This window comes from Mycolicibacterium vulneris (assembly GCF_002104765.1).
In the GTDB taxonomy this organism is placed as follows: Bacteria; Actinomycetota; Actinomycetes; order Mycobacteriales; family Mycobacteriaceae; genus Mycobacterium; species Mycobacterium vulneris.
On the sequence record NZ_NCXM01000022.1, the window covers coordinates 63432 to 89586 of the forward strand.

The 26155-nt window shown below is 67.4% G+C and carries 26 protein-coding genes; 16 read left to right on the forward strand and 10 right to left on the reverse strand.

The window, feature by feature from the left end; translation table 11 throughout:
• Window positions 1-11 precede the first annotated feature (11 nt).
• From B8W69_RS20200 to B8W69_RS20210, 3 genes are read right to left on the reverse strand one after another with little or no spacing between them, the layout of a single operon-like run.
• Window positions 12-434, reverse strand: coding sequence for a PPOX class F420-dependent oxidoreductase (locus B8W69_RS20200; RefSeq protein ID WP_085291549.1), 423 nt, complete (start codon window positions 432-434; stop codon window positions 12-14).
• A gap of 3 nt (window positions 435-437) precedes the next feature.
• Window positions 438-1544 (reverse strand): acyl-CoA dehydrogenase family protein, encoded by a 1107-nt coding sequence (locus tag B8W69_RS20205; protein ID WP_085291550.1) that lies wholly within the window; start codon window positions 1542-1544, stop codon window positions 438-440.
• A 7-nt stretch (window positions 1545-1551) separates the two neighbouring features.
• Window positions 1552-2712: an acyl-CoA dehydrogenase family protein gene (locus tag B8W69_RS20210; protein ID WP_085291551.1), complete on the reverse strand. Its 1161-nt coding sequence runs from the start codon at window positions 2710-2712 to the stop codon at window positions 1552-1554.
• A 199-nt stretch (window positions 2713-2911) separates the two neighbouring features.
• Between B8W69_RS20210 and B8W69_RS20215 the strand changes: the two genes are divergently transcribed.
• From B8W69_RS20215 to holA, 3 genes are all read left to right on the forward strand, one after another.
• Entirely contained in the window at window positions 2912-3781 is an 870-nt protein-coding gene (locus tag B8W69_RS20215) for a ComEA family DNA-binding protein (RefSeq protein ID WP_085291552.1), read from the forward strand.
• Window positions 3782-3831: 50 nt separating this feature from the next.
• A complete protein-coding gene (locus B8W69_RS20220; RefSeq protein WP_085291553.1) occupies window positions 3832-5328 on the forward strand; it encodes a ComEC/Rec2 family competence protein in 1497 nt (498 codons plus the stop codon).
• A 65-nt stretch (window positions 5329-5393) separates the two neighbouring features.
• The gene (gene holA / locus B8W69_RS20225; protein ID WP_085291554.1) at window positions 5394-6362 is read left to right on the forward strand and encodes a DNA polymerase III subunit delta; all 969 of its coding nucleotides are present in this window, start codon (window positions 5394-5396) and stop codon (window positions 6360-6362) included.
• A 28-nt stretch (window positions 6363-6390) separates the two neighbouring features.
• On the opposite strand, the gene rpsT is transcribed toward holA, so the two are convergent.
• Window positions 6391-6651: a 30S ribosomal protein S20 gene (gene rpsT, locus B8W69_RS20230; RefSeq protein ID WP_007769864.1), complete on the reverse strand. Its 261-nt coding sequence runs from the start codon at window positions 6649-6651 to the stop codon at window positions 6391-6393.
• A 146-nt stretch (window positions 6652-6797) separates the two neighbouring features.
• On the opposite strand from rpsT, the gene B8W69_RS20235 reads away from it, so the two are divergent.
• Genes B8W69_RS20235 through B8W69_RS20250 form a run of 4 tightly spaced genes read left to right on the forward strand, consistent with a single transcriptional unit; the run spans window position 6798 to window position 11088 of the window.
• Window positions 6798-8528: a circularly permuted type 2 ATP-grasp protein gene (locus tag B8W69_RS20235; protein WP_085291555.1), complete on the forward strand. Its 1731-nt coding sequence runs from the start codon at window positions 6798-6800 to the stop codon at window positions 8526-8528.
• Window positions 8515-9492 carry an alpha-E domain-containing protein gene (locus tag B8W69_RS20240; RefSeq protein ID WP_085291556.1) on the forward strand — a complete coding sequence of 326 codons (978 nt, stop codon included), beginning with the start codon at window positions 8515-8517 and terminating at the stop codon, window positions 9490-9492. Before B8W69_RS20235 ends, B8W69_RS20240 begins: the two co-directional genes overlap by 14 nt.
• Window positions 9492-10331: a transglutaminase family protein gene (locus B8W69_RS20245; RefSeq protein ID WP_085291557.1), complete on the forward strand. Its 840-nt coding sequence runs from the start codon at window positions 9492-9494 to the stop codon at window positions 10329-10331. Before B8W69_RS20240 ends, B8W69_RS20245 begins: the two co-directional genes overlap by 1 nt.
• A 52-nt stretch (window positions 10332-10383) precedes the next feature.
• The gene (locus tag B8W69_RS20250; protein ID WP_085291558.1) at window positions 10384-11088 is read left to right on the forward strand and encodes a hypothetical protein; all 705 of its coding nucleotides are present in this window, start codon (window positions 10384-10386) and stop codon (window positions 11086-11088) included.
• Between the two features lie 9 nt (window positions 11089-11097).
• On the opposite strand, the gene B8W69_RS20255 is transcribed toward B8W69_RS20250, so the two are convergent.
• A complete protein-coding gene (locus B8W69_RS20255; protein ID WP_085291559.1) occupies window positions 11098-11940 on the reverse strand; it encodes a ribonuclease Z in 843 nt (280 codons plus the stop codon).
• Between the two features lie 167 nt (window positions 11941-12107).
• Here B8W69_RS20255 and B8W69_RS20260 point away from each other — a divergent pair, with 167 nt between their 5' ends.
• Complete coding sequence (locus B8W69_RS20260) at window positions 12108-12536, forward strand: CBS domain-containing protein (RefSeq protein ID WP_085291597.1); 429 nt, start codon at window positions 12108-12110, stop codon at window positions 12534-12536.
• Window positions 12537-12593: 57 nt separating this feature from the next.
• Here B8W69_RS20260 and B8W69_RS20265 read toward each other — a convergent pair whose 3' ends face one another.
• Window positions 12594-13196: a type II toxin-antitoxin system PemK/MazF family toxin gene (locus B8W69_RS20265; RefSeq protein ID WP_085291560.1), complete on the reverse strand. Its 603-nt coding sequence runs from the start codon at window positions 13194-13196 to the stop codon at window positions 12594-12596.
• 125 nt (window positions 13197-13321) lie between these two features.
• Between B8W69_RS20265 and lepA the strand changes: the two genes are divergently transcribed.
• From lepA to B8W69_RS20280, 3 genes are read left to right on the forward strand one after another with little or no spacing between them, the layout of a single operon-like run.
• A complete protein-coding gene (gene lepA, locus B8W69_RS20270) occupies window positions 13322-15184 on the forward strand; it encodes a translation elongation factor 4 (RefSeq protein ID WP_085291561.1) in 1863 nt (620 codons plus the stop codon).
• 2 nt (window positions 15185-15186) lie between these two features.
• Entirely contained in the window at window positions 15187-15945 is a 759-nt protein-coding gene (locus tag B8W69_RS20275) for a sensor domain-containing protein (RefSeq protein ID WP_085291562.1), read from the forward strand.
• A 36-nt stretch (window positions 15946-15981) separates the two neighbouring features.
• Window positions 15982-16722, forward strand: coding sequence for a sensor domain-containing protein (locus B8W69_RS20280; RefSeq protein WP_085291563.1), 741 nt, complete (start codon window positions 15982-15984; stop codon window positions 16720-16722).
• A 131-nt stretch (window positions 16723-16853) separates the two neighbouring features.
• On the opposite strand, the gene B8W69_RS20285 is transcribed toward B8W69_RS20280, so the two are convergent.
• Entirely contained in the window at window positions 16854-18893 is a 2040-nt protein-coding gene (locus B8W69_RS20285; RefSeq protein ID WP_085291598.1) for a glycoside hydrolase family 15 protein, read from the reverse strand.
• 190 nt (window positions 18894-19083) lie between these two features.
• Between B8W69_RS20285 and B8W69_RS20290 the strand changes: the two genes are divergently transcribed.
• From B8W69_RS20290 to B8W69_RS20310, 5 genes are all read left to right on the forward strand, one after another.
• On the forward strand, window positions 19084-19287 hold the full coding sequence (locus tag B8W69_RS20290; protein WP_245843315.1) for a hypothetical protein: 204 nt from the start codon (window positions 19084-19086) through the stop codon (window positions 19285-19287).
• Between the two features lie 335 nt (window positions 19288-19622).
• Window positions 19623-20654, forward strand: a complete 1032-nt coding sequence (locus B8W69_RS20295; RefSeq protein ID WP_085291565.1) for a sulfate ABC transporter substrate-binding protein — start codon at window positions 19623-19625, stop codon at window positions 20652-20654.
• Entirely contained in the window at window positions 20651-21523 is an 873-nt protein-coding gene (gene cysT / locus B8W69_RS20300; protein ID WP_085291566.1) for a sulfate ABC transporter permease subunit CysT, read from the forward strand. Before B8W69_RS20295 ends, cysT begins: the two co-directional genes overlap by 4 nt.
• On the forward strand, window positions 21520-22338 hold the full coding sequence (gene cysW / locus B8W69_RS20305; RefSeq protein WP_085291567.1) for a sulfate ABC transporter permease subunit CysW: 819 nt from the start codon (window positions 21520-21522) through the stop codon (window positions 22336-22338). Before cysT ends, cysW begins: the two co-directional genes overlap by 4 nt.
• 8 nt (window positions 22339-22346) lie before the next feature.
• The gene (locus B8W69_RS20310; RefSeq protein ID WP_110881998.1) at window positions 22347-23444 is read left to right on the forward strand and encodes a sulfate/molybdate ABC transporter ATP-binding protein; all 1098 of its coding nucleotides are present in this window, start codon (window positions 22347-22349) and stop codon (window positions 23442-23444) included.
• Between the two features lie 31 nt (window positions 23445-23475).
• On the opposite strand, the gene B8W69_RS20315 is transcribed toward B8W69_RS20310, so the two are convergent.
• From B8W69_RS20315 to B8W69_RS32105, 3 genes are all read right to left on the reverse strand, one after another.
• Window positions 23476-24219, reverse strand: a complete 744-nt coding sequence (locus B8W69_RS20315; RefSeq protein WP_085291568.1) for a phosphoadenylyl-sulfate reductase — start codon at window positions 24217-24219, stop codon at window positions 23476-23478.
• The gene (locus tag B8W69_RS20320; RefSeq protein ID WP_085291569.1) at window positions 24216-25883 is read right to left on the reverse strand and encodes a nitrite/sulfite reductase; all 1668 of its coding nucleotides are present in this window, start codon (window positions 25881-25883) and stop codon (window positions 24216-24218) included. The genes B8W69_RS20315 and B8W69_RS20320 overlap by 4 nt, the downstream gene beginning before the upstream one ends.
• A 115-nt stretch (window positions 25884-25998) precedes the next feature.
• On the reverse strand, window positions 25999-26124 hold the full coding sequence (locus B8W69_RS32105) for an Ms4527A family Cys-rich leader peptide (RefSeq protein WP_369332969.1): 126 nt from the start codon (window positions 26122-26124) through the stop codon (window positions 25999-26001).
• Window positions 26125-26155 lie beyond the last annotated feature (31 nt).

The window sequence follows — 26155 nt, forward strand, 5'->3', positions numbered from 1 at the left end:
ATTCGGCGGGTTCAGTCGGCGATATCGAAGGCCGAGTTCACCTTCGTCGGCCGAACTCGCACCACCAGCTCACCGGGAACGGCGTTGCGCCGGCCGAACTCGTCGGCGCGATCTGCTCCCATGTAGCGCCCGCCGATCCGGGTAGCGATCTCGAGCAGGTCCTCTGCACCGTCCTGCGTCGTCGCAATGCCCTGCACCTGTACAAACGAGTAGGGCGGGGTCGGATCGTCGACACAGATCGCGACACGTGAATCCCGAGCCAGCGCACGGCCTTTCGCGGTGTCACGCCCGGTGTTGAACACCAGCTCACCGTTGTCGACGACGAACCACACCGGGGCCACCAGCGGCCGGCCGTCGGCAGCCACGTACCCCAGCATCCCGGTACGGGTACCGGCCGACAGGAACTCGACGACCCTGTCGGACAGGCCGGCCATCGGCTATAGCCTGGCCAGGTCGTAGTCGCCGATGTGGTCGATCAGGTTGTGCAGGTGCTCACCCGAAGTGCCCAGGGTGTTTTCGATCGCGGTGAGCCGGGCGGCGTAGTGGCTGACCGGATATTCCGCTGTCACGCCGATGCCGCCGTGCATCTGGACCGACTCCTGCGCGATGTGCCGGCCCGAGCGGCCGATCTGCAGCTTGGCGCGGGAGGCGATCACCGGGTCGATGTTGCCGTCGGCGATCGACATGGCCGCGTACAATGTCATGCTGCGGGCCAGTTCCAGCGACACGTACATATCGGCGGCGCGCTGCGTAAGCGCCTGGAACTTGTTGAGTGTGACGCCAAACTGCTTGCGCGTCTTGAGGTAATCGGTGGTCAGCCGCAGCGATTCCTCCATCGCCCCCAGCGCCTCGGCGCACAGCGCCGACTGGATGCGCACGACGGCGTCGCGGATGGCGCCCGACGCGTCGACCGCCTCGCCCAGCGGTTCCGCGGCGGCGGAGTCCAGGTCGATCTGGGCGCCGCGCTGTCCATCGAACGTCCGGTACGGGTTCCTGGTCACCGCTGCGGCATCGACCAGGAACAGGCCGGTGCCGCCGTTCGGCAGCGCGGCGCTGACCACCAAGGTGTCCGCGCAGTCCCCGGCGAGCACCGGGTTCTTCCGGCCGCTCAGCGTCCACGAATCACCTTGCTGCTCAGCCTTGGTGCTCACCTCGGCGGACGGTTTGCGCTGACCCGGCTCGAGGTGCGCGAACGCCAGCAGCCGCTGCCCGCCCGCGACCTCGTCGAGCAGTTGCTTCTGTTCTGCGCTGCCCAGCTCGGCGATCAGCGCACCGGGACCCAGAGCGGCGTGCAGCACCGGTTCGGGGGCCAGCCGGCGCCCGACCTCGTGCAGCACCACCATGATCTCGATCTGGCCGGACTCGTCCGGCTCGAAGCCCAGACCGAGAATTCCGGTGTCGGCGAGCTGATTCCACACCTCTCGGCTCCAGCCGAGATCGGAGCCGATGACCTTGTTGCGGCTTTCCGGGTCATAAGTGCGCGACAACAGATCGCGGGTGGTGTCGCGGAGCAGGGCTTGCTCGTCGCTCAGTTGAAAGTCCATGGCTGCCTCACAATCCCAGAATCGTCGACGCGATGATGTTGCGCTGCACCTCGCTACTGCCGCCGTAGATCGACGTCTTGCGGTAATTGAGGTAGTGCGGCGCACTGTGTTGCGCCCAGTCCGGGGACGCGATGTCTTCGCCGTTGGCCGGCAGCGCATCCGCCCCGGCCACCTCGACGAGCAGTTCGGTGGCCGCCTGCTGCAGTTGGCTGCCGCGCAGCTTGAGCACCGACGACGCAGGGTTGGGCTGACCGTCCGCGGAGTCGGTGACCACCCGTGACTGCGTGAGTTCCAGTGCCAGCAGCTCGTTTTCGGCCTCGGCCAGTCGTGCCGCGAACAGCGGGTCGCTGAGCACCCCGGTGGCCGCCGCATGTTTCTTCACCTCGGCGAGGCGGACCTTGGTCCGCCCCACACCGGCGATACCGGTGCGCTCGTTGCCCAGCAGGTACTTCGCGTAAGTCCAGCCCTGATTCTCTTCCCCGACAAGCTGATTGGCGGGCACCCGGACGTCCTCGAAGAAGACCTCGTTGATCTCGTGGCCGCCGTCGATGGTCTTGATGGGCCGCAGGGTGATGCCCGGCGTGTTCATGTCGAACAACAGGAACGAGATGCCGGCCTGCCGCTTGGGCGCCTGCGGGTCGGTGCGGACCAGGCAGAAGATCCAGTCCGCGTACTGCCCGAGCGTAGTCCAGGTCTTCTGGCCGTTGACGACGTAGCTGTCGCCGTCGCGGACCGCGGTGGTGCGCAACGACGCCAAATCCGATCCCGCCTCGGGCTCGGAGAATCCCTGGCACCACCAGATGTCGAGGCTGGCCGTCGGGGGCAGGAAGCGTTGTTTGACCTCCTCCGAACCGAATTCGGCGATCACCGGACCCACCATCTTGGTGTTGAAGTTCAGCGGCTCCGGAACGCACGCCAGCTGCATCTCGTCGGCCCAGATCTGATGCTGGGTCGGCGTCCAGTCCTTGCCGCCCCACTCGACCGGCCAGTTCGGCACCGCCAAGCCGTGCTCGTGCAGGATCTTGTGGCTGGCGACGATGTCGTCGTGGTTCACTTCCGCCGAGCCCCGGCGCACCCGCTCGCGCAGCTCCTCGGGAATCTTGGTCGTGTAGATGGTGCGGAGTTCGTCGCGGAACGCGGCTTCCTCGGGCGTGAGCGCCAGTTGCATGGCTGCCTCCTGTCGTTTCGGGGTGACCGTGACGACGCAGCGCCCAGAGCTGTTTTCTGGCGATGCCGGTCGTTCGCTCGCTTCCATCTTGACCCATCCCTCGCGGGCCCCGTGCACAGCCTCGGGTTAATCCACAGATCGGTCCCGCGGCGCCGTTGAGCGGGGCGGTTGTGGCGGTCCGCGGACCTACCGTCGGCCCATGCGAACAGAACTTCCGGCGGAGCGCCTGCAGCGACGACTCAACGCTGAACCGGAGACCGATGCACACGCCGGTCCCGAGGACGCCGGGCCGGCGTCGACGGACGACACCCCGGACGACGACCAGAATTCGCTGCTGCCGCGGTGGCTTCCCGACGCGTCGCGGGACCAGGGCTGGGTGGCCAGGGTGCGCGCCGACCCCGGACGCGCCGGCGCCATCGGGCTGGCGATCGTGGCGGCGCTGGCGGTGCTGGTCACGGTCTTCACGCTGCTGCGCGACCGGCCGGCGCCGGTGATGTCGGCCAAGCTGCCACCGGTCGAGAAGGTGTCGACGGCCGGCCCGAGGTCATCGACAAGTCCGGGTGCCGCACCACCGCCGGGCCCCGACCACCCGGTGGTGGTCAGCGTGGTCGGTTTGGTGCACACCCCGGGCCTGGTGACCCTCGCCCCGGGCGCGCGCATCGCCGATGCGCTGCAGGCCGCCGGCGGCGCGGTGAACGGCGCGGACACCATCGGACTGAACATGGCCCGACCGCTCGGTGACGGCGAACAGATCGTGGTCGGTCTGGCTCCCGCTCACGGACAGCCGACGGCGCTGGGCAGCTCGGTGGCCACCGGAACGACGCCGACATCGAAGGCCCCAACACCGACGCCGGGATCGGTCAAGCCGAAGCCGGGCCAGGCCGTCGACCTGAACACCGCGACGGTTCAGGAACTCGACGCGCTGCCCGGCGTCGGGCCGGTCACCGCCGCCGCGATCGTGGCGTGGCGGCAATCCAACGGCAAATTCACCAGCGTCGACCAGCTCGCCGACGTCGAGGGCATCGGGCCGGCGCGGTTGGAGAAGCTGCGCGCCCTGGTCCGTGTCTGACCTCGGTGGTTCACCCCGGGCCGGGCATATCGCCTTCGGGGCATGTCGATGTGCGCCTGGTGCCGGCGGCGCTGACGTGTTGGGCGGTGACCGCCGCCGGGATCTGGTGGCCGGCCGGCCGGATCCTCGCCTGGTGCTGCCTCACGCTTGTCGCCGCGTCCGGTGTGCTGGCATGGCGCGCCGCGCACCGGCCCGGCCGAACGGCGCGGCTGCGGGCGATCGGTGCCGGCCTGGCCGCGGTCGGCGTGGTTGGCGCGGGATACGGCTTTGCCATCGGGCTGCGCACCGACGCCGTCGTTCACCACCCGATCACCGCGGCATTCGGCAGCAGCGCCCCCGTCACCGTCACGCCCACCGAGAGTCCGGTGTCGCTGGGCGCCGGCCGGTCGATCTTCAAGGCCTCTCTGCAACGTGTGCGCGACGCCCAGACATCGGGCCGGGTTGTCGTTTTCGCGCGCGGCTCGGACTTCGGCGCCGTGATGGTGGGCCAGCCGGTGCAGTTCACCGCGCGCATCACCCGGCCGGCCCGTCGAGACCTGACGGTCGCGGTGCTCAACGCGTCGGGCCGGCCGACCATGGGCACCGCGAGCGCCGTACAGCGTGCCGCGCACGGGGTGCGCAGCCGGTTCGCCGCCGCCGTCCGCGAGACGCTGCCCGGCGAGCAGGCGGAGATGCTGCCCGCGCTGGTCCTCGGTGACACCTCGGCGGTGTCGAGCGGCACCAGCCGCGACTTTCGCGCGGCCGGGATGACGCACCTCATGGCGGTGTCGGGCGCCAACGTGACGATCGTATGCGCCGCCGTGCTGTTCTCGGCGCGGTTGATCGGTCCCCGCGCGGCCGTCGCCCTTGCTGCGCTGGCGCTGGTGGCCTTCGTCATCGTGGTGCAGCCGACGGCGAGTGTGGTGCGGGCGGCGGTGATGGGTGCCATCGCGCTGGTGGGGATGCTGTCTTCGCGTCGGCGGCAAGCTATTCCGGCCCTGGCCGCCACCGTGCTGGTGCTGCTGGCCGTCGCCCCGGCGCTGGCCGTCGACGTGGGGTTCGCGCTGTCGGTGGTCGCCACCGCCGCGCTGATCGTCGTCGCGCCGGTCTGGTCGCGGCGCATGGTGGGGAAGGGGTGGCCCAAGCCGCTGGCCGACGGGCTTGCCGTCGCATGGGCCGCGCAGCTGGTGACCGCGCCTCTGGTTGCGGCGATCTCGGGCCGGTTCAGCGTGGTTGCCGCGCTCGCAAACCTCGTCGTGGCTGCCGTGATCGCGCCGATCACGGTGCTCGGCACCGCCGCGGCGGCGCTCTGTGCGGTGTGGCCGGCGGCCGCGCGGCTGTTGATCCGTTTCACCGGTCCCGAGTTGTGGTGGGTCAACGGGGTGGCCCGCTGGGCGGCCAACCTGCCCGGCGCGACCGTGCCGGTTCCGGAGGGCATGCCCGGCACGCTGATCGTCGGCGGTGTCACGGTGCTGGCGGTGGTGCTGTGGCGGTGGCGGCCGTTCCGCCTCGCGGCCGGAGTGGCGGCGTTGGCCGGACTGGCCTGGGCGCTGTCCGGGCTGGGCTAGGGCGGGTCGTCGTTCGCGCCGGATCCCCGAGCGGCACAGTCGGTGGGGCGTGACACCATCGTGGGGTGAGTGAGGTTTCGCCGTTGCACCTGGTTCTGGGAGACGAGGAACTGCTGGTCGAGCGTGCGGTGGCCGACGTGCTGCGGTTGGCGCGGAAACGGGCCGGCACCGACGACGTTCCGGTCAACCGGATGCGGGCGGGCGACGTCAGCACGTATGAGCTCGCCGAGCTGCTGAGCCCGTCACTGTTCGCCGACGAGCGCATCGTCGTGCTGGAAGCCGCCGGCGAAGCGGGCAAAGACGCTGCCGCGGTGATTGTTTCGGCCGCGAACGACATGCCGACGGGCGTGGTGCTGGTGGTAGTGCACTCGGGCGGTGGCCGCGCCAAGGCGCTGGCCACCGAGTTGCAGTCCCTCGGCGCCGAGGTGCATGTCTGCGCGCGGATCACCAAACTCAGCGAGCGCATCGACTTCGTCCGCAAGGAATTTCGCGGCCTGCGGGTCAAGGCCGACGAGGAGACGGTGACCGCGATGCTGGATTCGGTCGGTTCCGATCTGCGGGAGCTGGCCTCTGCCTGCTCGCAGTTGGTCGCCGACACCGGCGGGGCGGTCGACGCCGCCGCGGTGCGCCGCTACCACAGCGGCAAGGCCGAGGTGAAGGGGTTCGACATCGCGGACAAGGCGGTGGCCGGCGACATCGAGGGAGCCGCCGAGGCGCTGCGGTGGGCGATGATGCGGGGGGAGCCGCTGGTGGTGCTGGCCGACGCGCTGGCCGAGGCGATCCACACGATCGGCCGCGTCGGCCCCCTGTCGGGCGATCCCTACCGGCTGGCGTCGCAGCTCGGGATGCCGCCCTGGCGGGTGCAAAAGGCGCAGAAGCAGGCCCGGCGTTGGTCGCGTGACTCGGTGGCGACGGCGATGAAGGTGGTCGCCGCGCTCAACGCGAACGTCAAGGGGGCGGTGGTGGACGCCGACTACGCCCTGGAATCCGCGGTCAGGCAGGTCGCCGAACTAGCCGCCCAGCGCGGCCACTAGGGGCGGGCGGCGTAGGCCGGTAGGGCCTTTAGATCTTGTTGAGGGCCTGCGCCAGCGCCGACTTCTTGTTCGCGGCCTGGTTCTTGTGGATCACGCCCTTGCTGGCCGCCTTGTCCAGCTTGCGGTTAGTCGACACCAGCAGCTCGGCGGCCTTCTCCTTGTCGCCGGCGTGGGCGGCCTCGCGGAATGCGCGGACGGCGGTACGCAGCGACGACTTCACCGACTTGTTGCGCAGGCGGGCGCGCTCGTTCGTCTTGTTGCGCTTCTGCTGCGACTTGATGTTGGCCACGCTCGAGTTCCTTCTTCGATTGGACGTTTGGTTGGGGCGCCGGATACAACCACAGCGACTGCCCAGGTTATCAGTGAGTTACGTTTTCTCCCAAAATGGGAACACGTGGGCTGCCTACAACGTCGATTTGAGGCAGCATCTGAACAGTGAGTCTTTCGAACCAGCTTGAGGAGACCAGGCGGGAGCTTCGCCCTGCGCGTTCTGAGCGCATTTTCGGCGGCTACAACATGTCGTCGGACGCTTACGAGATGGCTTTCGATGAGATGTTCGATGCCGAGGGCACCGTTCGCGGCCCCTACAAGGGCATTTACGCCGAGCTTGCGCCCTCGGACGCCTCGGACCTGAAAGCGCGCGCTGAAGCGCTATCCCGCGCATTTATCGACCAGGGGATCACCTTCTCGTTATCGGGTCAGGAGCGGCCCTTCCCGCTCGACTTGGTGCCGCGGGTTATTTCGGCCGCCGAGTGGACCCGGTTGGAGCGCGGCATCACCCAGCGGGTCAAGGCACTCGAGATGTATCTCGATGACATCTACGGCGACCAGGAAATACTGAACGACGGGGTGATCCCGCGCCGGTTGGTCACATCGTGTGAGCACTTCCACCGCCAGGCGATGGGCATCGTTCCACCCAACGGCGTGCGGATCCACGTCGCCGGCATCGACCTGATCCGCGACGACAAGGGCACCTGGCGGGTTCTCGAGGACAACCTGCGCTCGCCGTCGGGTGTGTCCTATGTCATGGAGAACCGGCGCACCATGGCCAGGGTTTTCCCGAACCTGTTCGCCACCCACCGGGTCCGCGCGGTCGACGACTACGCCTCGCACCTGCTGCGGGCGCTGCGCAACTCCGCGGCCACCAACGAGGCCGATCCCACGGTGGTGGTGCTGACCCCGGGCGTCTACAACTCGGCGTATTTCGAGCATTCGCTGCTGGCCCGTCAGATGGGTGTGGAGCTGGTCGAGGGGCGCGACCTGTTCTGCCGCGACAACCAGGTGTACATGCGCACCACCGAGGGCGAGCGACAAGTCGACGTCATCTATCGGCGCATCGACGACGCCTTCCTCGATCCGCTGCAGTTCCGCGCCGACTCGATGCTGGGCGTGGCCGGTCTGGTCAACGCGGCCCGCGCCGGCAACGTCTCCATCTCCAGCGCCATCGGCAACGGCGTCGGCGACGACAAACTTGTCTACACCTACGTGCCCACCATGATCGAGTACTACCTGGGCGAGAAGCCACTGCTGGCCAACGTGGAGACGTTGCGCTGCTGGCTTGATGACGAGCGTGAAGAAGCGCTCGACCGCATCGACGAGCTGGTCATCAAGCCGGTTGAGGGTTCCGGCGGCTACGGGATCGTGTTCGGTCCGGAGGCTTCGGCGAAAGAGCTCGCTGCCGCCGCCAAGAAGATTCGCGACGATCCCCGCAGCTGGATCGCGCAGCCGATGATGGAGCTCTCGACCGTGCCGACTCAGATCGGTAACACCTTGGCGCCCCGCTACGTGGATCTGCGGCCGTTCGCGGTCAACGACGGCAACGACGTGTTCGTGTTGCCGGGCGGGCTGACCCGGGTCGCCCTGGTCGAGGGGTCGCGGGTGGTCAACTCCAGTCAGGGCGGTGGCTCCAAGGACACCTGGGTGTTGGCGTCGCGGGCGTCGGGGGGCGACCGTGAGCTCGGCGCGGCGGAGGTGGTGCGGTCGTTGCCCGAGTCGATGCCGGATCCGCTGGAAGACTCGCCGCGGCTGACGTCTCTGACCTCTCAGCAGCCGCAACCCACCGACCCACCCCAGCGCCAAAAGCCCAAGCAACAGCAACAGCAACAGCAACAGCAAAAGCCCAAGCAACAGCAACAAAAAAGGCGGTGCGCTGATGCTGGCCCGTAACGCCGAGGCGCTCTACTGGATCGGCCGCTACGTCGAGCGCGCCGACGACACCGCACGAATCCTGGACGTCGCACTGCACCAATTGCTCGAGGACTCCAGCGTCGACCCCGACCAGGCTTCGCGCCTGCTGTTGCGGGTGCTCGGCATCGACCCGCCGGATCACGACTTGGATGTGTGGTCGTTGACCGACTTGGTGGCCTATAACACCAACACACAAGGCGGCTGCTCGATCGTCGACGCGATCACCGCGGCGCGAGAGAACGCGAAGTCGGCGCGCGAGGTGACGTCCAGCGAAATCTGGGAGTGCCTCAACACCACATACCACGCCCTGCCCGAACGCGAAAGCGCCGCCAAACGCCTTGGGCCACACGACTTCTTGTCGTTCGTTGAGCGCCGGGCGGCAATGTTTGCCGGGTTGGCCGACTCTACGCTGTCGCGCGACGACGGCTATCGGTTCATGGTGCTGGGCCGGGCGATCGAACGGGTGGACATGACGGTGCGGCTGTTACTGTCGCGGGTCGGAGACAGCGCTTCGTCCCCGGCGTGGGTGACGCTCTTGCGTTCGGCGGGTGCACACGACACCTACCTGCGCACCTACCGCGGTGTGCTAGACGCGGGCCGAGTGGTCGAGTTCATGTTGCTGGACCGGCTCTTTCCGCGTTCGGTGTTCTACTCGCTGCGGCTGGCCGAACACAACCTCGACGAACTGGTCCGCAACCGGCAGAGCCGAATCGGGCCCACCGCCGAGGCGCAGCGGCTGCTCGGGCAGGCCCGCAGCGAATTGGAGTTCGTGCAGCCCGGCGTGCTGCTGGAGACGCTGGAAAGCCGTTTGGCGGGTCTGCAACGAACATGTCGTGACGTCGGAGAAGCGTTGGCGGCGCAGTACTTCCACGTGACTCCATGGGTGGCCTGGTCGGACGCCGGCCAGCAAGCCCAACTGGTCAGCAGGAAAGGGGACGGCTGATGTGGCGGCTCCGGGTGGTGCACACCACGGGATACGCCTACCAGTCGCCGGTCACCGCCTCCTACAACGAAGCCCGGCTGACCCCGCGGTCGAACAACAGGCAGAACGTCATCCTCAACCGCGTCGAGACCATCCCGGCGACGCGGTCCTACCGCTACATCGACTACTGGGGCACCGCGGTCACGGCGTTCGACCTGCACGCTCCCCACACCGATCTCACGGTGATGTCATCCTCCGTCGTCGAAACCGAACGGGCCGAGCCGCTCTCGACGGAGGTGGGCTGGAGCGACCTGCAGTCGGAGGCCGTGATCGATCGCTACGACGACCTGCTGCGCCCCACCGAGCACACCCCGGCCAGCAAGCGGGTGGCGTCCGTGGGCAAAAAGATCAGCAAGTCCCACGAGCCGGCCGAAGCCGTCATCGCCGCAGCCAATTGGGTGCGCAACGAACTCGAATACCTTCCCGGGACCACCAGTGTGGCCTCCTCGGGGCTGGACGCGCTCAAAGAGGGCAAGGGCGTCTGTCAGGACTTCGTCCACCTGTCACTGATGTTGTTGCGCAGCATGGGCATTCCGGCGCACTACGTCTCGGGCTACCTGCATCCCAAACGTGAAGCCGTGGTGGGGGATACCGTGGACGGGCGAAGCCACGCCTGGATCGAGGCCTGGACGGGCGCGTGGTGGAGCTATGACCCCACCAACGACACCGAGATCACCGAACAGTACGTGGGCGTGGGCGCGGGTCGCGACTACGCCGACGTCTCCCCGTTGAAGGGCATTTACTCCGGGGAGGGCGCCACCGACCTCGACGTCATCGTGGAGGTGACCCGGCTCGCGTAGCCGGGGCGCAAAGCCGTCGTCGGTGAGCCGCCGCGGCGATACCGTTGCAGGGATGAACGATTCAGCCGAAGGCGCGGCCCGGCGCGATGCGAACCGACCCAGGCGTGGCGGGTCGCCCCTGGCGGCGCTGTCCCTGGTTTGCGTCGGGCTGCTCATCGGCGGCATCACCATCGGGGTCGCCGTGGGCGGTGTCATGCCGTTGCCCTACGGCCCGCCAGGCGCCGTGGTGAGCTACGTCCGCGCCCAGCCGACCGCCGTGCGCATCATCGCGGTTGCGACGTTCGCGTCGTCGGTGCCGCTGGCGCTCTACGCGGCGGTCGCGGCCGCCCGGTTGCGCCGGCTCGGGGCCGGCGCCGGGTCGGCCGCGGTCGCGCTGACCGGCGGCGCCCTGGCTGCCGGTGCGCTCGGCCTGGCCGGACTCCTGGGTTGGGCGTTGTCGATACGGGACGTCGCGGCGAATGCCGCGGTCGTCAGGGCGCTCTACCTGCTGGTGTTTCTCACCGGCGGCCCGGGGCACATCGTGGCGTTGGGCCTGCTGGTCGGCGCCCTCGCGGCGCCCGGCAACAGATTGCTGCCCCGGCCGATCGCCCGGATCGGTGTGGCGACGGCCGCCCTCGCCGAAGCGACGACTGCGGTGCTGATCTGGCCGGCGCTGGGCGTCATCCTGCCGATCGCGCGGGTACTGGCGCTGACCTGGCTAATGGCGGCAGGAGTTGCGCTATCCCCTGCGGCGCAACGAAATTCGGCCGCCCGGTGAGCCGCGGCGTCACGAAGGCGCGTCCACCTGGACCCGGTGCAGGTCGTCACCGAGCTCGATGCGCCCACTGAACTGCGCGGCCGCCAGGGCCCGCCACTGTTCTTCCTGGCCGGGCACCAGCGCCGGCACGTAGTGCGTCATGACCAGGGTGCCCACCCCCGCGCGGGCCGCGGTGGCCGCCGCTTCCTCAACCGACGAGTGGTAGTCGCAGATGTCCTGCAGCCGCTGCTGGGGGATGTTGGCGACGATGTCCTTGCGGATCACCGTGTGCACCAGCGCGCCGGCGCCCGCCGCCAGCTCGTCCAGGCCGGCGCACGGGACGGTGTCGCCGGCGAGCACCACCGAGGCGCCCTGGTAATCGATCCGAAAGCCGATGGTCGGGGCGACCGGCCGGTGATCGGTGGGCGCCACCTGGATGGTTATCCCGTCGCGGTCCCAGGCGGCGCCCTCGGTGTATTCGTGGATGTCCACCGCCGGCGGCTCATTGATGTCGCTGTGATGGGCGATCCGGTAGCCGATGTCGTGCCGGAACGCGTTCAGCGTCGCCGCGACCGCCTCGGCGGTCCCCGGCGGTCCGATGATCGGCAGGGGCGCGGGATCGGGGGTGAAGGTGCTGATCCACCGCGTGATGAGGACGTCGCCCAGGTCGCCGATGTGGTCGCTGTGCAGGTGAGTCAGCAACAGCGCCGTCAAGCCGGCCGCGCCAACCCCGACCGCGGCCGCGCGCTGCAGCACGCCACGCCCGCAATCGACCAGGAACGTCTGCCCGCCGGCCCGCACCAGCGTGGATGGCCCGGCTCGGTTCGGATCGGGGATCGGACTTCCGGTTCCCAGCAGCGTGACCTCCATCATGGAGATATCTTGCAAGACCGCGGTGGCCGTAGTGGCCCAATCAGCCGATCCGTGCGGCCTTCACCGTTTGGACACGATCTGTTTGCAGGTTCTCTTGGTGGCTTTTCCGCCGCGCGAGTTAGCCGTAGCCTGATGTGAAGCGGATCACAACCCGGCTGGAGGCCTCGATGCGGATAGCGGACGTCTTGCGGAACAAGGGGGCGGCGGTGGTGACCATCAACCCGGACGCGACGGTTCGCGAGCTGCTTGCCGGGCTGAACGACCAAAACATCGGTGCCATGGTCGTGGTCGGCGACGAGGGTGTGGTCGGCATCGTGTCGGAGCGCGACGTCGTGCGCCAGCTGCACGCGCACGGTGCCAGCGTGCTGTCCCGTCCGGTGTCCAAGATCATGACGTCGATGCTGGCCACGTGCACCAAGAACGACGAGGTTGACGCCATCAGCGTGTTGATGACCAAGAACCGGGTGCGGCACGTGCCGGTGCTGGACGGCAAGAAGCTGATCGGCATCGTCAGCATCGGTGACGTGGTGAAGACCCGAATGGAAGAGCTCGAGGCCGAGCAGCAGCAGCTGCAGTCCTACATCACCCAGGGCTGATTGCCCGGCGGTGGGTAAGCTCCACTCGCCGAACGTGAGTGCACGCTCGTCGGCGCACTAGCGCCAGGAGTAGTCGGCCCGCAGCCGGGCGGCCACCGCATCGAAGATCTCGCGATCCAGGATGGCGCCCTCGCGGCGAATGCCCTCTTCGGGCACGTCGAGCACCCGGTCGAGTCGTACCCAGCTTGGCCTGCCTTCGTAATCCCAAGGGCCGGAACCGATTCCGATCCAGTCATGATCCGCCGCGTGGCGCTCCTGGCTGGACACCATCAGCCCCAGCAGGACGCTGCGCTCCCGTCCCACCACCAGGACGGGGCGGTCCTTGCCGCGGGTGGGGTCGTCCTCGTAGACCACCCATGTCCAGACGATCTCGCCGGGATCGGCCCGGCCGTCCAGGCTCGGCGCGTACACCAGCTTGCGGGCGCGATGCGCGGTCGGGAGGCTGCCGCTGGTCACCGGCCGGCCGGTGACGGGCGCTTCGGCAGGGGGCGGCGCGACCGCGGCGATGACGTTCGCGGTGATCCGCACGGCCTGCTGCAACTCGCGCAGCACGGTCTGGGAATTCTGCACCTGCCGAACCAGGCGCGGAGCCCCGCTGAACACCAGATTCTCCGCGAAGCGCTGGAACGTCTTCCACTGGGATTTCCGGGGAGACGGCATATTCGCAGCATAGACGCGAGCGGCGGGCTGCGAATGTGTCCAAGTAGGTCGCGGCGGCCCTGTCTGGATACGCTGGACATACCCGCGAACCGGCCCGGAAACGGCCGCGACGCACCCCGTCAAGCTTGCACGCACAGGAGATTTCCATCAGCAGTTTCGCCGACAAGACCTTCACTGCGCCGGCGCAGATTCGGAATTTCTGCATCATCGCCCACATCGACCACGGCAAGTCCACGTTGGCCGACCGGATGCTCCAGCTCACCGGCGTCGTCGACGAGCGGTCCATGCGCGCCCAGTACCTGGACCGGATGGACATCGAGCGCGAGCGCGGGATCACCATCAAGGCCCAAAACGTGCGCCTGCCGTGGAAAGTCGGCGACACCGATTACGTGCTGCACCTGATCGACACCCCTGGCCACGTCGACTTCACCTACGAGGTGTCCCGCGCGCTGGAGGCCTGCGAGGGCGCGGTGCTGCTGGTCGACGCCGCGCAGGGCATCGAGGCGCAGACCCTGGCCAACCTCTACCTGGCGCTGGACCGCGACCTGCACATCATCCCGGTGCTGAACAAGATCGACCTGCCCGCTGCCGACCCCGACCGCTACGCCGCCGAGATCGCCCACATCATCGGCTGCGAGCCGGGCGACGTGCTACGCGTATCGGGCAAGACCGGGGACGGCGTCGCCGATTTGCTCGACCACGTGGTGCGCGAGGTGCCGCCCCCGCAGGGTGTCGCCGACGCGCCGCTGCGCGCCATGATCTTCGACTCGGTCTACGACATCTACCGCGGTGTGGTGACCTACGTCCGGGTGGTGGACGGCAAGATCACGCCGCGCGAACGCATCGCGATGATGTCCACCGGCGCCACCCACGAACTGCTCGAGGTCGGCATCGTCTCGCCCGAGCCGAAGGCCAGCGACGGCCTGGGCGTGGGAGAGGTGGGATACCTGATCACCGGAGTCAAGGACGTGCGCCAGTCCAAAGTGGGTGACACGGTGACGACGGCCCGGCACGGCGCCACCGAGGCGCTCACCGGATACCGTGAACCCAGGCCAATGGTCTACTCGGGCCTGTATCCGGTGGACGGCTCCGACTACCCGGTTCTGCGTGACGCTCTGGACAGGCTGCAACTCAACGACGCGGCGCTGACCTACGAGCCGGAGACGTCGGTGGCGCTGGGCTTCGGATTCCGTTGTGGCTTCCTGGGTCTGCTGCACATGGAGATCACCCGGGAGCGCTTGGAGCGCGAGTTCAACCTGGACCTGATTTCGACGTCGCCCAACGTCGTCTATCGCGTGGTCAAGGAAGACAACACTGAGATCGTGGTGACCAACCCGTCGGATTGGCCGGAAGGCAAGGTTCGCACCGTTTACGAGCCGGTGGTCAAGACCACGATCATCGCGCCCAGCGAGTTCATCGGCACCATCATGGAGCTGTGCCAGTCGCGCCGCGGTGAGCTGGGCGGCATGGATTACCTGTCGCCCGAACGGGTCGAGCTGCGCTACACCATGCCGCTGGGCGAGATCATCTTCGACTTCTTCGACTCGCTGAAGTCGCGCACCCGCGGCTACGCGAGCCTCGACTACGAGGAGGCCGGCGAGCAGGAGGCGCAACTGGTCAAGGTCGACATCCTGCTGCAAGGCGAGGCCGTCGACGCGTTCAGCGCGATCGTCCATAAGGACGGGGCATCGGCGTACGGCAACAAGATGACCAGCAAGCTCAAAGAGCTGATCCCGCGCCAGCAGTTTGAGGTCCCCATCCAGGCCGCCATCGGATCGAAAATTATTGCGCGCGAAAACATTCGTGCGATCCGAAAGGACGTGTTGTCGAAGTGCTATGGCGGTGACATCACCCGTAAACGCAAGCTTCTGGAAAAGCAGAAGGAAGGCAAGAAACGGATGAAGACCATCGGGCGCGTGGACGTGCCGCAGGAGGCGTTCGTCGCGGCGCTGTCCGCCGACGCCGCGGGGGACAAGGGCAAGAAATAGTCATGCGGATACGGGGGATGGCGACGATGCTGGTGGCGGTCGCCACGTTGGCGACGGGCTGCGGTGGGGTCGTGGCGGGCACGGCGAAGCCGGCACCGAACCTGAAGCCGCAACCGCTCAGCGGCGCGACGGTCAAACAGGTGCTTCTCGACGGCCCGACGCTGTCGCGGATGCTCAATCAGACATTGGTGGCGCGGGACCCGGCCGAATTCGGCGGGCCCGAAAAGCTGTATCAGGTCAAGCGATCGATGTCGCAGGCCGGTTGCCTGGGCGTGACGGCGATGCTGCAACAGGGTGTGTACCAATCCGCCGACGTGAAAGACGTTGCATCGCAATCGTGGTGGAACAATGGCGAGCCGGCGCAGGTGATCGTGGTCGAGGAGGGCGTCGTCACGCTTCCGTCGCCCGCACAGGCCCAGGCGCTGTTCGCGCAGTTCTCCCAGCAGTGGCAGCAGTGCAACGGCATGACGACGTCGGAGCAGAGCGGCCCGATCAGCACCACGAACGTCATCAGCGACGTCCGCACCACGGATTCCACCATCGCCGCCACCAAAACCGCGACGTCGATCCTGCCCAACATGCCGCCCCTGCGGCCCACCCCGCAGGCGCGCGCGATCGGCATCCGGTCGAACTGCCTCGTCGAGGTTCAGGTGGTGTTCTTCGGCGGGCGACGGTCCTCCGACCCGGGATCGGCCGACATCGATACCAGCGCCATCGACGTCGCGCACGCGCTGATGGACAGAGTCAGCGCCCTGGGCTGACGTCGCCCCGGGCGTCGGGAAGGGCAAGGAAGCCAATTGAGAAGCAGCTGGCGCTCGCTGGCCGCATTGACTGCGGTGCTGGTGGCGAGCGGCTGCACCGAAACCACCTCTGGCACAGCAAGTCTGGGGCAAAACGCAGGGCGGGTGCCGACCGTCAAACGGGCCTTGTTCGACGGTACCGCGCTGGCAAGGCTGCTCAACCAGCCGTTCCAGCCCTACCCGCACTACTCGGAATTCGGGGGCATCGACAAATTAGGAACCAATTGGGATAACGGGCAGCCCGCCGACTGCATCGGAGTCGTTCACCTGATGCAGCGGGGCCCGTACGGCTCCGCGCCACAAGGCACGGCGGCCGAAATGTGGGTGCACAAAGGTGGTTCCGTGAAGGTCGACAGCGTCCAGGAAGGCATCGTCGCGTTGCGGACGGACGGGGACGCCAACGCGTTGTTCGCCAAGTTCACCGCGCAGTGGCAGAGGTGCGACGGGACCACGCTGACCGTGGAGCCCCTCGATGTAGGGGGTTCGGACGCCATCTCCGGCGTGCGTGTCCTGGATTCTGTTGTCGCGGCAACGGTTTCGATGGGGTCCGGCCCACACTCAGGTTTGAAAGCAATCCCCACGGCCCGCGCCCTCGGCGTCAAGGGGCTCTACTTGGTCGAGGTCACGGTCGACTTCATTCCCAATTCCAGTGCTGGAGATGCGGGGAACGGTGACATCAACACCACCGCCATCGATCTCACCCACGCGCTCATGGACAAACTCAGCGCCCGCAGCTGACGCGGCCCTACCTGATCGCCACTACCTGATGGTGGCGACCCGCTTCGCCCGGCTACGCCGCGCTCGCGATCGCCACTAGCTGATGGTGGCGACCCGCTTCGCCCGGCTACGCCGCGCTCGCGATCGCCACGTCACATCGGTGCGTTCGCGGGCTGGAACATCCCGGAGCCGTCGGCTTCCTCCTCGGCGCGGATGACGTGCACCACCGCGTTGATCAGCGCCAGGTGGGTGAACGCCTGCGGGAAGTTGCCCAGCTGCCGGCCGGTGCGCGGTTCTATCTCCTCGGCGTATAGGTGCAGCGGGCTGGCGTAGGACAGCAGTCGCTCACACAGCCGCTTGGCGCGCCGCACCTCTCCGATCTCGACGAGCGCCGACACCAGCCAGAACGAGCAGATCGTGAAGGTGCCCTCCTCGCCGGACAGCCCGTCGTCGGTCTCCTCGACCCGGTACCGCAGCACCAGGCCCTCCTGGGTGAGTTCGTCGGCGATCGCCAGGACGGTGTTTCGCACCCGCGGATCGTCCGGCGGTAGGAACCGGGTCAACACCACCAGCAGCAGCGAGGCGTCCAGCGCGTCGCTGCCGTAGCGCTGGGTGAATACCCCGCGCGAGTCCACGCCGTGAGTCAGGATGTCGTTCTTGATCTCCTCGGCGATCGCCCGCCACTGCTGGGCGTAGCTCTTCTCGCCCTGCCGCTCGGCCAGCTTGGCCCCGCGGTCGAGTGCCACCCAACACATCACCTTCGACGACGTGAAGTGCTGCGGTTCCCCGCGCACCTCCCAGATGCCGCGGTCCGGCTCGCGCCAGTGCTCGATCGCCTCTTCGACCTGCTTCTTCAGCACCGGCCACAACGTCTCCGGAACCTGCTCGCGTGACTTGGCGTGCAGGTAGAAGGAGTCCAGGATGGAGCCCCAGATGTCGTGCTGGATCTGGTCGTAGGCGCCGTTGCCGATCCGGACCGGGCGGGCATGGTCATAGCCGGACAAGTGGTGCAGTTCCTCTTCGACCAGGCTGCGCTCGCCGCCCACCCCGTACATGACCTGCAGCGGGTGCCGTTCGTTGTCGTTGGCGCCGGAGACGTCGGCGATGAACGCGAAGAAATCGTCGGCCTCGCGGTCCAACCCCAGGGTGTACAGACCCCACAACGCGAACGTCGAGTCGCGGACCCAGGCGTAGCGGTAATCCCAATTGCGTTCGCCCTGAGGCGTTTCCGGCAGTGAGGTGGTGCTGGCCGCCAGCAAGGCGCCGGTGGGCGAGTAGGTCAGGCCCTTCAACGTGAGCGCGCTGCGCTGCAGGTACGCCCGCCACGGGTGATCGGGGAAGTTGCCGATGTTGATCCACTGCCGCCAACACTCGGTGGTCTGCCACATCTTGTTGGCGGCCTCTTGGTACGTCTGCGGCGCCGGGTGCTTGGTCCAGCTCAGGGCGACGAACACGTCGTCGCCCTCTTTCATCCGGGTGCGCGCGCGTGCCTCGCGGCCCTCCAGCCCGATGCGCAGATTGCTGGTGAGCCGCAGCGTCGGATGGGCGTCGGGTTCCCTGGTGGCGCGTGCGACGGCCTCGCCGTACGCGTTGGCGGAGTACTCCCAGGTGGCGCCGACGCGGTGGTAGTCGAACGCCGGCTCGCAGCTCATCATCAATTCGACGGTGCCGCTGACGCAGCGCACGGTGCGCAGCAAGATGTGCTCGGCATCCCAGTCCATCGGGGTGCGCCGATGCGTCCGCGACCGCCGCTCCAGGTCGTGCCAGGGGCCCATGACCAGCGCGTCACGCACGATCAGCCACCCGGTGTGGGTCTGCCAGGTGGTCTCCATGATGAGGCTGCCGGGAAGATACCGGCGGGCCGACGGCACCGAGACGCCGTAGGGCCCGAGCCGGAAATGACCGGCGCTGCGATCCAAAATCGCGCCGAACACGCTGGGGGAGTCCGGCCGGGGCACGCACAGCCATTCCACCGACCCGGCCGGGGAGATCAGGCAGGTGGTTTCCCAGTCCGACAGGAACGCATAGTCGGCGATCGGCGGGAAAGGGTTCCGTAAGCCGGCGCTGGGAGCGAGGGGCCCGGCCGTGCGCAAATCGATGGACGACGACATCGACGCTGCGGAGGCGGCTTGATATGCGTCCTCGGGCAAGGCATCGGCCGGCTGGTCTTCGGGTTGGGCATGCAGAACCATCTGGCCATCATCGCTGCTCAGCGATCTCGCGTCCAACGTTTCGGCGAGGTGGCGTGGCGCCCGCCTAACCGCTTGCGCAGGAAGGCGGCGTGTTTTCATCACCGTGACGTTGACGCCGGCAATCGGGCAGGTGGAGTCATCCGGAGCCGCGATCTTCACATATTGGTCTTCGACGGCCGTGCCGAATAGGGTGAGCCCCGTGAACGCGTTCCTCAACTGGTGGGACGGCAACGAGCTGTGGCTTTCGGGACTCCCTTTCGTACTGCAGGCCATGGTGGTGGTGCCGGTCGTGCTGGTGGTGGCCTACGCCACGGCGGCCGTGCTGGATGGCGTGCTCGGCAAGGGCATCGAGCTGATGCGCCGCGCTCGCCACGCCGACGGGACGCCCGAGTAACGCCCATGCCCCGGTCGCACGTGACGCTGATTCTCGCCATCCTGGTGGCGCTGGTGGTCGTGACGTGGTTGGTGACCCACCTGATGCACCACTAGCCGGCGCCGCCCGTTTGCTCAGCCACCGTCGCGGTGGCGGCAACCGCAATTCCTGTTAGGCTTCCCGCCATGCGCGTGGCATTTTGCATTCCGGGGTGCTATGCCTTCGTGCACTGTTGTCGCTGACTCCCAAACCCGTACGCGGTCTGGTCTGGAGTTTTCGAATTCTCCTGAAGTTCTAGGTGCCTATCCGCAGAAACGGGACCGAAATCCCCTACGGTTCGCATCGGAAGGCCCTCAATGGACATCAGGACCGCATTGCACTGGCGGCCCGTCCTCACCCTTGCCCTGATTGCTGGCCTCATCGCCGGATGCCACGGCGGGGCCAGCGATGCCGTCGGCGGCGGGGGGCTGTCCGACGCGCGCACCAGCATCACCCTGGTCGCCTATTCGGTCCCAGAACCGGGGTGGAGCAAGATAATTCCGGCGTTCAATGCCTCCGACGAGGGCAAGGGTGTGCAGGTGGTCACCTCCTACGGGGCCTCCGGTGACCAGTCCCGCGGTGTCGTCGACGGCAAGCCCGCCGACGTGGTGAACTTCTCGGTCGAACCCGACATCGCACGACTGGTCAAGGCCGGCAAGGTGTCCAAGGACTGGAATACCGGCGCCACCAAGGGAATTCCGTTCGGCTCGGTGGTCACGCTGGTGGTGCGGAAGGGTAATCCGAAGAACATCAAGGATTGGGATGACCTGTTGCGGCCGGGCGTCGAGGTCATCACGCCCAGCCCGCTGAGTTCCGGATCGGCAAAGTGGAATCTGCTCGCGCCGTACGCCGTCAAGAGTGAAGGCGGCGCACACAGCGACGCCGGTGTGGATTTCATCAAGAAGTTGGTGACCGAGCACGTCAAGCTGCGTCCCGGATCAGGGCGGGAAGCCACTGACGTCTTCGTGCAGGGCAGCGGTGACGTATTGATCAGCTACGAGAACGAGGCCATCGCCACCGAGCGGGCGGGAAAGCCGGTCGAGCACGTCAACCCGCCGCAGACCTTCAGGATCGACAATCCGGTGGCCGTGGTCAACACCAGTCCGCACCTGGATGCCGCCGTCGCCTTCAAGAACTTCCAATACACGGCCGCGGCCCAAAAGGTCTGGGCGCAGGCTGGTTTCCGCCCGGTCGATCCTGCCGTCGCCGCCGACTTCCGAAACCAGTACCCGGTGCCGGCGAAGCTGTGGACCATCGCCGACCTGGGCGGCTGGGCCACCGCGGATCCGCAGCTGTTCGACAAGAACACCGGCAGCATCACCAAGATCTACACGAAGGCCACCGGATGACGGCCATCACGCCGGACCCGCTGGCAATCCGGCCCGAACTCAGCGGTGACACGCCACCGGGACCGCTTCCCGGGCGCGGCCGCGGGACCACCGCCCTTCGGGTCGGGGCGGCCACGGTGTGGCTGTCGGTGATCGTGCTGCTGCCGCTGGCCGCGATCGCCTGGCAATCCGCGGGCGGTGGCTGGAACGCCTTCTGGCTGGCGGTCTCCTCGAATGCCGCCCTCGAGTCCTTCCGGGTGACCCTGACGATCTCGGCCGGCGTCACCGTGCTCAACCTGGTCTTCGGCTTGGTAATCGCGTGGGTGCTGGTGCGAGACACCTTTCCGGGCAAGCGGCTCGTCGACGCGATCATCGACCTGCCGTTCGCGCTGCCCACCATCGTCGCCAGCCTGGTGATGCTGGCGTTGTACGGCAACAACAGCCCGATCGGCCTGCACCTGCAGCACACGTCTTGGGGTGTGACGGTGGCGCTGGCGTTCGTCACGCTGCCGTTCGTGGTGCGCGCCGTCCAGCCGGTGCTGCTGGAATTGGATCGCGAAACCGAGGAGGCCGCGGCGTCGTTGGGTGCCAGCGGCCCGAAGATCTTCACCTCCGTGGTGCTGCCGTCACTGCTGCCGGCGTTGTTATCCGGTGCCGGCCTGGCGTTCTCACGGGCGATCGGCGAGTTCGGCTCCGTGGTGCTCATCGGTGGTGCGGTGCCGGGCAAGACCGAAGTGTCGTCGCAGTGGATACGCACGCTGATCGAGAACGACGACCGGACCGGCGCCGCCGCAATTTCGATTGTGCTGTTGGCCATTTCGTTTGTCGTGCTGCTCGTCCTGCGGATCGTGGGCGGGCATGCCGCCAAGCGAGAGGAGCTGTCCGCATGACATCGTCTGCGGGAGTGCGCTATTGGCTGCGGTTCATCGCGCTCGGTTACATCTTCGTGCTGCTGGTCGTTCCGGTGGCGTTGATCCTGTGGCGGACTTTTCAGCCCGGGCTCGGCCAGTTTTACGCCTGGGTGAGCACCCCCGCCGCGATATCGGCGTTGAATCTGACGCTGCTGGTGGTGGCCATTGTGGTGCCCCTCAACGTCGTCTTCGGGATCCCCACGGCATTGGTGCTCGCGCGCAACAGGTTTCGCGGCAAGGGCGTGCTGCAGGCCGTCATCGATCTGCCGTTCGCGGTCTCGCCCGTCATCGTGGGCGTCGCGTTGATCGTGTTGTGGGGGTCGGCCGGCGCGCTCGGGTTCGTGGAACACGACCTCGGGTTCAAGATCATCTTCGGCCTGCCGGGAATCGTGCTCGCCAGCATCTTCGTCACTTTGCCGTTCGTGGTGCGCGAGGTGGAGCCGGTGCTGCACGAGCTGGGTACCGACCAGGAGGAGGCGGCGGCCACCCTGGGTTCGGGCTGGTGGCAGACCTTTTGGCGGATCACCCTGCCGTCCATCCGGTGGGGTTTGACGTACGGCATCGTGTTGACCATCGCACGTACCCTGGGGGAATACGGTGCCGTGCTCATGGTGTCGTCGAACCTCCCGGGTAAGTCGCAGACACTGACATTGCTCGTCTCCGACCGCTACAACCGTGGCGCGGAGTACGGCGCCTACGCGCTGTCCACGCTGTTGATGGGAGTTGCCGTGCTGGTGTTGGTTTTCCAGGTGGTGCTCGACGCCCGCAGCACACGAGCGGCCAAACAGGCCTGACGAGGGGAATGACCGTGACTGACGCCGGCACCAACCACGACGACCTCGCCATCATCGTGCGTGACGCCAACAAGCGTTATGGCGATTTCGTCGCCCTCGACCATGTGGACTTCGTCGTGCCGACCGGCTCGCTGACGGCCCTGCTGGGTCCCAGCGGTTCGGGCAAATCGACCCTGCTGCGCACCATCGCCGGCCTAGACCAACCCGACACCGGAACCGTCACGATCTACGGTCGTGACGTGACCCGGGTGCCGCCGCAGCGCCGCGGCATCGGGTTCGTGTTCCAGCACTACGCGGCGTTCAAGCACCTGACCGTCCGCGACAACGTGGCCTACGGGCTCAAGGTGCGCAAGCGGCCCAAAGCCGAGATCAAAGCCAAAGTCGACAACCTGCTGGAAGTGGTGGGGCTGAGCGGGTTTCACGCCCGCTACCCCAACCAGCTGTCCGGCGGTCAGCGACAGCGGATGGCGCTGGCGCGGGCGCTGGCCGTCGATCCGCAGGTGCTGCTGCTCGACGAGCCGTTCGGCGCGCTGGACGCCAAGGTGCGTGAGGACCTGCGGGCATGGCTGCGGCGCCTGCACGATGAGGTGCACGTGACCACGGTGCTGGTCACCCACGACCAGGCCGAGGCGCTGGACGTGGCCGACCGGATCGCGGTGCTGAACCAGGGCCGCATCGAGCAGGTCGGATCCCCGACCGACGTTTATGACGCCCCGGCGAACGCGTTCGTGATGTCATTCCTCGGTGCGGTGTCCACCCTGAACGGCACCCTGGTGCGGCCGCACGATATCCGGGTGGGCCGCAACCCCGAGATGGCGATCGCCGGCGGGGACGGCACCGCCGATTCCGTCGGGGTGGTGCGCGCCGTCGTCGACCGTGTCGTCACGCTGGGTTTCGAGGTGCGGGTCGAGTTGACCAGCGCCGCCACCGGCGGTTTCTTCACCGCCCAGATCACGCGGGGCGACGCCGAGGCGCTGGCGCTGCGCGAGGGGGACACCGTCTACGTGCGTGCCACCCGAGTCCCGCCGATCGCCCTCGAGGCGGCAGCCGACGCTCGCCCCGCTGATCAGGCCGATGAGGACGAGAACACGCTGACGTCGGCCTGACGGCCGGATTCGTCATGTCGCACGTCTGTCGCTACGACGCGTGCAGCCCGCATTCGGTCTTGGCCCGTCCCTGCCAGCGTCCGCTGCGCGGGTCGGCGCCCGCCAGCGGCTTGGCCGTGCAGGGGGCGCAACCGATCGATGAATAGCCGTCGTACATAAGCGGATTGACCAGCACGCCGTGCTCGTCGATGTAGTTCTGCACGTCCTCGTCGGACCATTCGACCAGCGGGTTGACCTTCACCAGCTTGAAGCCCTCGTCGAAGCCGACCACCGGCGCATTGGCGCGTGCGGCGGTCTCACCCCGGCGCAGCCCGGTCACCCAGGCGGAGTATCCGCGCAGCGTCTTACCCAGCGGCTCGACCTTGCGCAGCCGGCAGCACTCACCGGGGTCCCGCGCGAACAGGTCCTTGCCCAACATTTTGTCCTGCTCGGCGACGCTCTGTTCCGGCGTGACGTTGAGCACCCGGATGTCATACACGGACTCGATCGCGTCCCGGGTGCCGATGGTCTCCACGAAGTGATAACCCGTGTCCAGGAACACCACCGGAACGCCCGGACGCGCCTTGGCCGCCAGATCGATCAACACGGCCTCCTGCATGCTGGAAGCCACCACGTAGTTGCAGGTGGCCCAGCCGCGCGGCCCGTTGATGCCGCCGAACGTCTCGTCGGTCCAACGCAATACGTCGGCGGCGCTGGCGCCCTCCAGCTCGGCCGCCCCGCGGGCGGCCAGCGCCCGCAGTTCGGCTTCTGGAAGTTTGGTTGTTCGTTCGCTCATCGCAAATCGTCCTCGTCTGCCCTCATAGCCCACTGTGCGAAACGTTCACCTTTGCCGCGATATTTCAGGAAGTTGCGTGTGACCCGCTCGATGTAGTCGCCGAGCTCGTCGCTGGTGACCTTGTGCTGGCGCAGTTTTCGACCAAACCCGCTGTCCAGACCCAGGCTGCCGCCCAGGTGCACCTGGAAACCCTCGACCGAGCCGCCCTCACCGTCGTCGACCATCTGGCCCTTGAGCCCGATGTCGGCGACTTGGATGCGGGCGCATGAATTGGGACAACCGTTGATGTTGACGGTGATCGGCACGTCGAGCTGCTCGTTGATGTCCGCGAGGCGGCTTTCCAGATCGGGCACCAAAGACTGCGCCTTGACCCGGGTTTCGGCGAAGGACAATTTGCAGAACTCGATCCCCGTGCACGCCATCACATTCCGGCGCCAATGCGACGGCCGTGATTGCAGGCCCAGCGCCTCCAGGCCGGCGATCAGCTCGTCAAGCTTGTCGTCGGGCACGTCGAGGACGACCAGCTTCTGGTAGGGGGTGAGCCGGATCCGGTCCGAGCCGGCCCGCTCGGCGAGGTCGGCCACCGCGGTGAGGATGGTGCCCGACACCCGGCCCGCGATCGAGGCGACGCCCACCGCGTTGAGGCCGTTCTTGAGCCGCTGCACGCCCACGTGGTCGATCGGGTGCTTCAGCGGCTCGGGCGCCGGGCCGTCGATCAGTGGACGCTTGAGGTACTCGGTTTCCAGGACCTCGCGGAACTTCTCGATGCCCCAGTCCTTGATCAGGAACTTCAGCCGCGCCTTGGACCGCAGCCGCCGATAGCCGTAGTCGCGGAAGATCGACGTCACCGCGTTCCATACCTCGGGCACCTCTTCGAGCGGTACCCAGGCGCCGACCCGCTGGGCCAGCATCGGGTTGGTCGACAGCCCGCCACCGACCCACAGGTCCAGCCCCGGGCCGTGCTCGGGGTGGTTGACGCCGATGAATGCGATGTCGTTGACCTCGTGCACCACATCCTGCAGACCCGAGATCGCGGTCTTGTACTTGCGCGGCAGGTCGGCGAAGTCGGGCTGACCGATGTAGCGGTGCGCGATCTCCTCGATCGCCCAGCTGGGGTCGAGCACCTCGTCCAGCGACTCGCCGGCCAGCGGTGAGCCCAGGATCACGCGGGGGCAGTCACCGCACGCCTCGGCGGTCTGCAGTCCGACCTCGGCCAGCCGCCGCCAGATCTCCGGGACGTTCTCCACCTCGATCCAGTGGTACTGCACGTTCTCGCGGTCGGTGATGTCGGCGGTGTCGCGGGCAAATTCGGTGGAAATCTGGCCGACGGTGCGCAGCGCGGCCGCCGACAGCGCGCCGCCGTCGCACCGCACCCGCATCATGAAGTATCTGGCTTCCAGCAAGTCGGCATTATCGTCGCCGGTGAACGTGCCGTCGTAGCCCTGCTCGCGCTGGGTGTACAGGCCCCACCAGCGGAAACGGCCCCGCAGGTCGCTCTTGTCGATGCTGTCGAAACCGTTCTGGGCGTAGACCGTCTCGATGCGCTCCCGCACGTCCAGCGGGGCGCCGGCCTGCTTCATCTCTTCGTTCGGGTTCAGCGGCTCACGATTTCCCAGTGCCCATTGACCCTCGTTGCGGGGCTTTGCGGCTCGGGCGGTGGTCATCGGAAGTTCTCTCCTCTAAAAGGATCGCCAGCGCGGCCAGGTCAGTTCACCGGCACTTTCGGGCGGCGCGGAAACGTCGGCCAGCTGGAGACACAGGGGGCCTGGGTCTACCACGTCAAGGCAGACAGATACAGCTGCAAACGCGCTTGAGATCAATGTGCCGTCGAGCCACGAGCACAAGGTGCGGGCTGGGTCGGTCGACAGTCACGCCACCATTGTGCCATGGATGCCGAAGGGCCATGCGAGCAGGTCAAATCTTGGCTCACGGTGAT